Origin of the sequence: Acinetobacter sp. UBA6720, from assembly GCF_002454215.1 — a bacterium.
In the GTDB taxonomy this organism is placed as follows: Bacteria; Pseudomonadota; Gammaproteobacteria; order Pseudomonadales; family Moraxellaceae; genus Acinetobacter.
The window spans coordinates 1-6,937 of the sequence record NZ_DKIK01000191.1 but is presented as its reverse complement, the minus strand read 5'-3'; the positions used below and the strand labels follow the sequence as shown (position 1 = coordinate 6,937).

At 40.7% G+C, this 6,937-nt stretch carries 6 protein-coding genes and 2 pseudogenes; 6 read left to right on the top strand and 2 right to left on the bottom strand.

Going from position 1 to position 6,937, the window contains the following annotated elements:
- The 6 genes and pseudogenes from B4F08_RS16255 to B4F08_RS16230 form a co-directional block, all read left to right on the top strand.
- Window positions 1-439: pseudogene (locus B4F08_RS16255) on the top strand (M24 family metallopeptidase); the annotation flags it as partial.
- A gap of 54 nt (window positions 440-493) precedes the next feature.
- Window positions 494-973: pseudogene (locus B4F08_RS16250) on the top strand (aminoglycoside phosphotransferase family protein); the annotation flags it as partial.
- A 128-nt stretch (window positions 974-1,101) separates the two neighbouring features.
- Window positions 1,102-1,548, top strand: a complete 447-nt coding sequence (locus B4F08_RS16245; RefSeq protein ID WP_291375361.1) for a hypothetical protein — start codon at window positions 1,102-1,104, stop codon at window positions 1,546-1,548.
- 391 nt (window positions 1,549-1,939) lie between these two features.
- Window positions 1,940-3,148, top strand: a complete 1,209-nt coding sequence (ubiH, locus tag B4F08_RS16240) for a 2-octaprenyl-6-methoxyphenyl hydroxylase (protein ID WP_086207820.1) — start codon at window positions 1,940-1,942, stop codon at window positions 3,146-3,148.
- Entirely contained in the window at window positions 3,145-4,389 is a 1,245-nt protein-coding gene (locus B4F08_RS16235; RefSeq protein ID WP_291375360.1) for an FAD-dependent monooxygenase, read from the top strand. The genes ubiH and B4F08_RS16235 overlap by 4 nt, the downstream gene beginning before the upstream one ends.
- A 175-nt stretch (window positions 4,390-4,564) precedes the next feature.
- The gene (locus B4F08_RS16230) at window positions 4,565-4,816 is read left to right on the top strand and encodes a hypothetical protein (protein WP_086207818.1); all 252 of its coding nucleotides are present in this window, start codon (window positions 4,565-4,567) and stop codon (window positions 4,814-4,816) included.
- A 123-nt stretch (window positions 4,817-4,939) separates the two neighbouring features.
- Here B4F08_RS16230 and B4F08_RS16225 read toward each other — a convergent pair whose 3' ends face one another.
- The gene (locus B4F08_RS16225; protein ID WP_291375358.1) at window positions 4,940-5,596 is read right to left on the bottom strand and encodes a DUF2238 domain-containing protein; all 657 of its coding nucleotides are present in this window, start codon (window positions 5,594-5,596) and stop codon (window positions 4,940-4,942) included.
- 95 nt (window positions 5,597-5,691) lie between these two features.
- Window positions 5,692-6,937: adenylosuccinate lyase (gene purB, locus B4F08_RS16220; RefSeq protein WP_291375357.1), on the bottom strand; the 1,246-nt coding region annotated here is incomplete at its 5' end.

The window sequence follows — 6,937 nt, the reverse complement described above, 5'->3', positions numbered from 1 at the left end:
CTCGATGCACAACTTGCTGCAATTGACGCAGTGCGTGTAGGCAACTCGTATAAAGAACCACATAATGTTGCTGTGCGCATCTCTAGTCCAAGGTCTACTTGATCTGGGGATTATGCAAGGTGATATTGAAGAGATTATCCAAAAGGAAAGTTTCCGTCAGTTTTATATGCATGGCACAGGACACTGGCTCGGTATGGACGTTCACGATGTGGGTTCATATAAACAAGAAGGTGTGTGGCGTGCCTATGAAGAAGGTATGGTGGTGACGGTTGAACCGGGCTTGTACATTGCACCTGATGATGAGACTGTCGATGCGAAATGGCGTGGCATTGGTATTCGTATTGAAGATGACATCGTAGCAACCCAAAACGGTCCACTGAATTTGACTGTGAAAGTGGTGAAGTCGGTAGAAGAGATAGAAGCGTTAATGGCACGATAAATATCATTTACTGTATAAAAGCCGATCATGAGATCGGCTTTTATTTTTTATAAGATGATCTCCAAATGGATGTCGCGTATCAATCCATTGTCATCCGATCATCACGAATTTTGTGATCAATTGAATGAGTTACAAAAGTACGGTAAAGCTATATGTGAGCCAACACAGCTTAATTTACTGCATTGTGACTATATTGGTCGAAATATCCTTGCAGACAGTGAAAATCGGATTTCGGGTATTATAGACTTTGACGCTGCCCGTATTGGAGATGCGGTCTACGATTTAGCGAAAATTGTTTGGGTGGATATAGATTTCTCTGATCTGGAATTGCGAAATGCTTTTTTAGAAGGTTGGGAATATACATATAAACAGACAGTGCCTAAAATGAAATTTCTATTCTATGTGGGTATTCAATGTCTTGCAGCAATCGCTTGGACAGATAAAAATCCGTCTATTGACGGAACTAATACTATTTTCCGTGCTTCCGCAATTCGGACGCTTAGGATTGTGTTAACGGAGCTAGATGCACTTTAACTAGGTTCTAGCACTCTCGTTTCGTATAACGCTATTTTGTTAAATGGGATCTTTTAAGCTATCAAAACTAGCCATTAGGATTTAATATCTAAATCAATAAATGCATATTCGATATAGAATTTAGGCTTATGAAAATAAAAGGTTTTCTTTTAAATCAGAATCCAATTTTTTTTGAGGGGAATCCATATATTTTTAAAAATTCTCCTACAATAAGAATAGAAAAACTTTGGAGTATGTGTAATAGAAATTTTAGTGAAGTTGTTAACAAAAACTATCCTAAAGTAATTCAATCTGTTTTTTCTAAATATAAAGTCAAAGAACAGACACATTCACTTAATTCTACTGGAAGAATATTAGAGTTTGATATTTCATGCTCTATGTATGATTGCTTGGCATATGAAGAAACTAAAGGGTTCTTCGATGAGTGCGATTGCCCACCTCCAGAATTTTGGATTGCTTACATTGACGGTAAATTATTTTCTTATATTCCAAAAGAATACTTACATATAGCAAATTTAGGTGTAGGTATATCTATGAGCGGAAGCTTGCAATGGGTCCAAACATTAGTAGATTAAACTTTATTCTTTTATAAGATTTCCTAAAATTAACATAATACGCCTTATACGCAATTCTTAAAATTATATTTTAAATTCAAATACTTGCTTTCTATTAAAGAGGTCAATCTGAATTGGTTGGGCTTTTTAGTGGTTATTTACGTTACACGCTTATTATGAGGTCAAAGCTCCACATTTCTTATAAGTCTGTTTAAACAGTGCGCAGAACAAGTTTTGATGGAAATCAAAAAGACTGTCTTTTCTAAATCATGGCAGAGCACTTTACGCTGAAAGTACGCAAAAACATCCATTTCATTATAAAAAAGAAAATCTTTGATGTAATATAAATCCATTAAAACTTATAGGTATTTGAAGTTTTTGACTTTAGGTACGCCATAAAAAGGATAGAAGCATGCAACAAGAAGTCATCATAGTTGGTGGTGGTATGGTCGGACTCAGTCTGGCGTTGATGTTAGCCAAACAAAACATTGCGGTGAAGCTTTTAGAAGCGATCAAATACCCAAATTATGATGATGTAAACCTTGTGCCATACCATTCTAGCTTTGATGCAAGAAACAGCGCACTTTCACGTCGTACAGTCCAAATTTACCAAGAACTGGGCTTATGGAGTGCGTTACAAGAACATGCAACGCCTATTTTAGAAGTAAATATCACCGAACAAGGCAGCTTTGGTAAGGCGCGTCTTAAAGCTGAACAAGAAAAAGTCGAAAGCTTCGGGCAAGTCATCGAAAACGCATGGCTTGGTCGTGTACTACTGACGGAGGTTCAAAAACAGCCACTCATTGAGCTGATTGATGGTGTACAAGTCACTCAACTGACACAAGATGCTGATTTGGCGTACATTGAAGCAAACCGTGGAGAAGATGAACTTTCAATGCAAGCAAAACTCATTATTGCTGCAGATGGACGTGATTCATTCTGCCGTAAAGCTTTAGGAATAGGCGCTTCAGAACATGACTATGACCAAGTCGCTATTGTGACTACCGTACAAACCTCAAAACCGCACAACCATGTGGGTTTCGAGCGCTTTAGTAGTTTAGGGCCATTGGCATTGTTACCGCTTCCGGGTGAATACCGTCGTTCTGTGGTGTGGCCTGTGCAAAAGGGTACTGAAGGGGAATGGTTGGGCGATGAAAATGACCAACACTTTTTAAATGCCTTACAAGAAACCTATGGCGATCGTGCAGGTAAATTCCAAAAAACAGGTAAGCGTTTTAGTTTTCCATTATCACAAGTACTAGCAGAAAAACAGGCCGCAGGACGGGTGGTGTTAATGGGCAATGCCGCGCATACCATTCACCCCGTTGCAGGGCAAGGTTTTAACCTATGTATGCGTGATGCGCACGTCTTGGTCCGTTATTTAACGGAACAAAGTGCGCAAGATGCAGACTTGGGTGATGCAACGATGTTGCAATCCTATGAAGCTTCACGTTTGACTGACCAACAGCGTGTAATTAAGTTCTGCGATTCGGTAGTGCGTGGTTTTAGCAACAGCAACCCGATCTTAAAATTTATTCGAAACACGGGGCTGGTCGCATTTGATACAATTCCAGGCATTAAACCGCTAGTAGCTAACTATGCCATGGGGCTAAAAGCATGAGCCAAGTTCAAGCTGATATTTTAGATGTGGTGATCATCGGTGGTGGTTTAGTTGGCGGACTGACAGCCTTACTTTTAGCACAGGGTGGTGTGCAAGCGACAGTACTAGATGCTGCGCCTATTTTAGATGAACAAAAAACGCTAAGCATTGCCAACCCACGTGTTTTGGCACTCAGTCAAGCAACGATACATTTGCTTAAAACCATTGATGTTTGGGATAAAATTGCCCGCCAGATGCCCTATAGCGGCATGCAGGTGTGGAATAAAAATGGCTATGGTGAAATTAACTTTGGTCATGCGTCCCAGCAGGAACCACAAGGCGAACAAGCTCTCGGTTCTATGGTCGAGCCAAGTTTGCTCAATTTAGCGATTCAACAGCAGATGCTTACTATACTCAATGATTACCGCACCCAAGTTAAAGTTGCCCGTGTCGAAGAAGGTGTTGGGTTATGGTATATCCATTTAGCCGATGGCACGGTGCTAAAAACCAAACTGGTGATTGGCGCAGATGGTGCAAACTCTTTTGTACGAGAGCAAGCATTTATTGATATTGATGTACTCGACTACAAACAAGCAGGCTTGAGTTGTGCCATTCGGACGGCACAGCCACATCAATATGTTGCACGTCAGATTTTCTTAGAAACTGGCCCTTTGGCATTTTTACCGATGGCGAGTTTAAAACCAGAGCAAGCAGGACATTGGCAGTCGATCGTATGGACGTTACCTGATGACTATGCAGAAGAATATGCAGCCCTTTCAGATGCTGAATTTACCGAGCTGTTAACGCGAGAAAGTCACCACATGTTAGGCGAAGTGTTGGAAGCGACACCGCGTGCTACTTTCCCACTCAAAGCACGTGCTGCACAACAATATGTTAAAGCGGGTTTGGCTTTAATTGGTGATGCGGCTCATGTGATTCATCCGTTGGCGGGACAGGGGGTGAATATCGGTTGTCTTGATGCAGCTGTACTATGTGATGCATTACTACATGATCTAGCACGTGGCGTATGGGCAAATGAGCAAACATTGAAGCGTTATGAACACCGCCGTAAAGGACAAAATGATGCCATGATGCATAGCATGTCTGCGATTGGTTGGATGGAAACTACACAACTCTTTCCCGTAGTGTGGGCACGAAACTTTGGTTTGAAACAGGTTGAAAAATTGCCTGTATTAAAAGATGCTTTTATGACACAGGCCAATGGTTTAGGGTTGCTCAAAGAGACGCGTTATGCTGTCTAAGACGGGAAGTGTTATTTTTTAGCCAGTCGTAAAATAAGATTACGATTTTGATTAAAAAAGATACGATTTTCTGTTGAATAAGACTATGCGAAAGGCTGAGAGCTTGTTAAATTTCAACATAATTGAAAACCAGTAATACATTGGAACCTTAAAGGTCATTTGTGGGGAGATTAAGATGACTGATTCAAATGATTATGATGATGTAGAAGACTCAGCGGTTGATGAGGACGAAGCACAAGCCGCTGAAAAGGGCGCATCAGATTCTTCTGAAAATGCAGCAAGTGATGGTGATGTTGCCGAAGCTGAGACACTCACTGTGACTGCGAAATTGAAACAGCGCCAAGCGCTAGAAGATGAAGTGGCTGCTTTTCTCGCACGTGGTGGTCGTATCACAGAAGTGCCAGCAGATGAGTCTGCAAAAGATTGATGTTTATAAAACACCACCAACGTGGTGTTTTTTTATGGTCTGCTTAAAGTTTCGTGCATCAATTACAATACGTGCAATCAATTTTGTACAGTCGTCAGTTGCCTCTATTCGACTAACTGTTGATTAGCTTTTATATAAGTAAATGATGCCTGTGATGATTGAGCCAACGGTTGCTAATAGCATATCTTTGTGAGCATCCCACATGTCACCTTGCTGGCCATTATAATTTTCAGCATCTTCAGGTGATAAGCCCATCGCAATCAGCCATTCAATCCATTCATAAATCAGACTGCTTGCCATCACAAACTGAATCACCAAAAGGAATAGTGTCAGTTTTGAAAGTTGCGGTAACCAGACTTGAAATACACGATAGAAAAATGGGTAGAGCAGTAGACCGTATGCTAAATGTACAAAGCGATCATACATATTACGTGTCCAACCTAAACTCTGGTTGAGGTCAAGGTTTAAGTATTGGATCGACCATTCATTATAGGGTACATAAGAATACAGATAATGTGCGCCAAGTATATGAATCAGCAAAAAAACAATATACAGCACAAAACTCATCAAGCTGAGTCCGAGTTTATACAGACAAATGATCAGCGTAATTAGCATGAACACAGTTCCGACCTGATGCAAGATATAAGAGCTGAGTTCAAGCGGGTGGATTGAAGCCAAAGCCACTGCTAAACAAAGCAGGATGAGACAGATCCAATGTGGCCTTTCCAGTTGATCGTTGATGGGATTTTCTATGGTTGATGTTTTCAGTATGGTTGTCATCTTTTTATTTTTTCAATGAGATGTGTGCAATATGCTTGTTTGTATTATAAATAAAAAAGCGAAGCCTAAGCTTCGCTTTTTTTAATTTCTAAAAGTTAGATTTTAGAAATTAAGTCCGCAACTTGTTTTGCTTGTTCAGCTGCATTACCTGTATAGGTTGCAGGCGTCATTTCCGCTAAACGTGCACGGTCAGCAGCAGGAACAGCTTCAAGTTCATTACCATTAACGAAGTCAACCATCATGTCACGCGTCATCGCTTGACCACGTGTTAATGCTTTTAATTTTTCGTATGGCTTTTCAACGTTGTAACGACGCATAACGGTTTGAATTGGTTCAGCTAGAACTTCTTGCGCATTGTTCAAGTCTTCGTCAATACGTGCAGCATTCAGTTCAAGTTTACCAATGCCTTTTGAACATGCTTCAAAAGCAATCAAGCTTTGTGCAAAACCAACACCCATGTTACGTAGTACAGTTGAGTCCGTTAGGTCACGCTGCCAACGAGAAATTGGCAGTTTTTCACCTAAGTGAGCCAATACTGCATTGGCTAAGCCTAAGTTACCTTCTGAGTTTTCAAAGTCAATTGGGTTCACTTTGTGTGGCATTGTTGAAGAACCCACTTCACCGTCTTTTAGTTTTTGCTTGAAGAAACCTAAAGAGATGTAGCCCCAAACGTCACGGTTAAAGTCGATCAAAATCGTATTGAAACGACGTAAAGCATCAAACAGTTCCGCCATGTAGTCATGTGGTTCGATTTGAGTGGTGTATGGGTTAAAGCTTAGACCTAAAGACTCAACGAATGCTTGTGAGTGCGCAGGCCAGTTAATGTCTGGGTAAGCAGAAAGGTGAGCGTTATAGTTACCTACCGCACCGTTAATTTTGCCTAAAAGTTCAACTTGTTTGAATTGTTTGATTTGGCGTGCAAGACGATATGCTACGTTCGCCATTTCTTTACCCAAAGTGGTTGGGCTTGCAGTCTGACCATGTGTACGAGACAACATAGGTTGGTCAGCATGCTTTTCAGACAATGCTACGATTGAGTCAATGATTTGCTGCATAGAGGCAACCAATACATCACGACCACTTTTCAGCATTAGTGCATGAGACAAGTTGTTGATGTCTTCAGATGTACATGCAAAGTGAATGAATTCACCTGCATTTTTAAGTTCTTCGATGCCTTCAATTTTTTCTTTCAGGAAGTATTCAACCGCTTTTACATCGTGATTTGTAGTGCGTTCGATTTCTTTGATACGATTTGCATCGCTTTCAGAAAAATCAGCAACAATTGCATCAAGTGCAGTATTGGTTGCAGCGCTAAATGCAGGCACTTCAGTGATTTCTGGA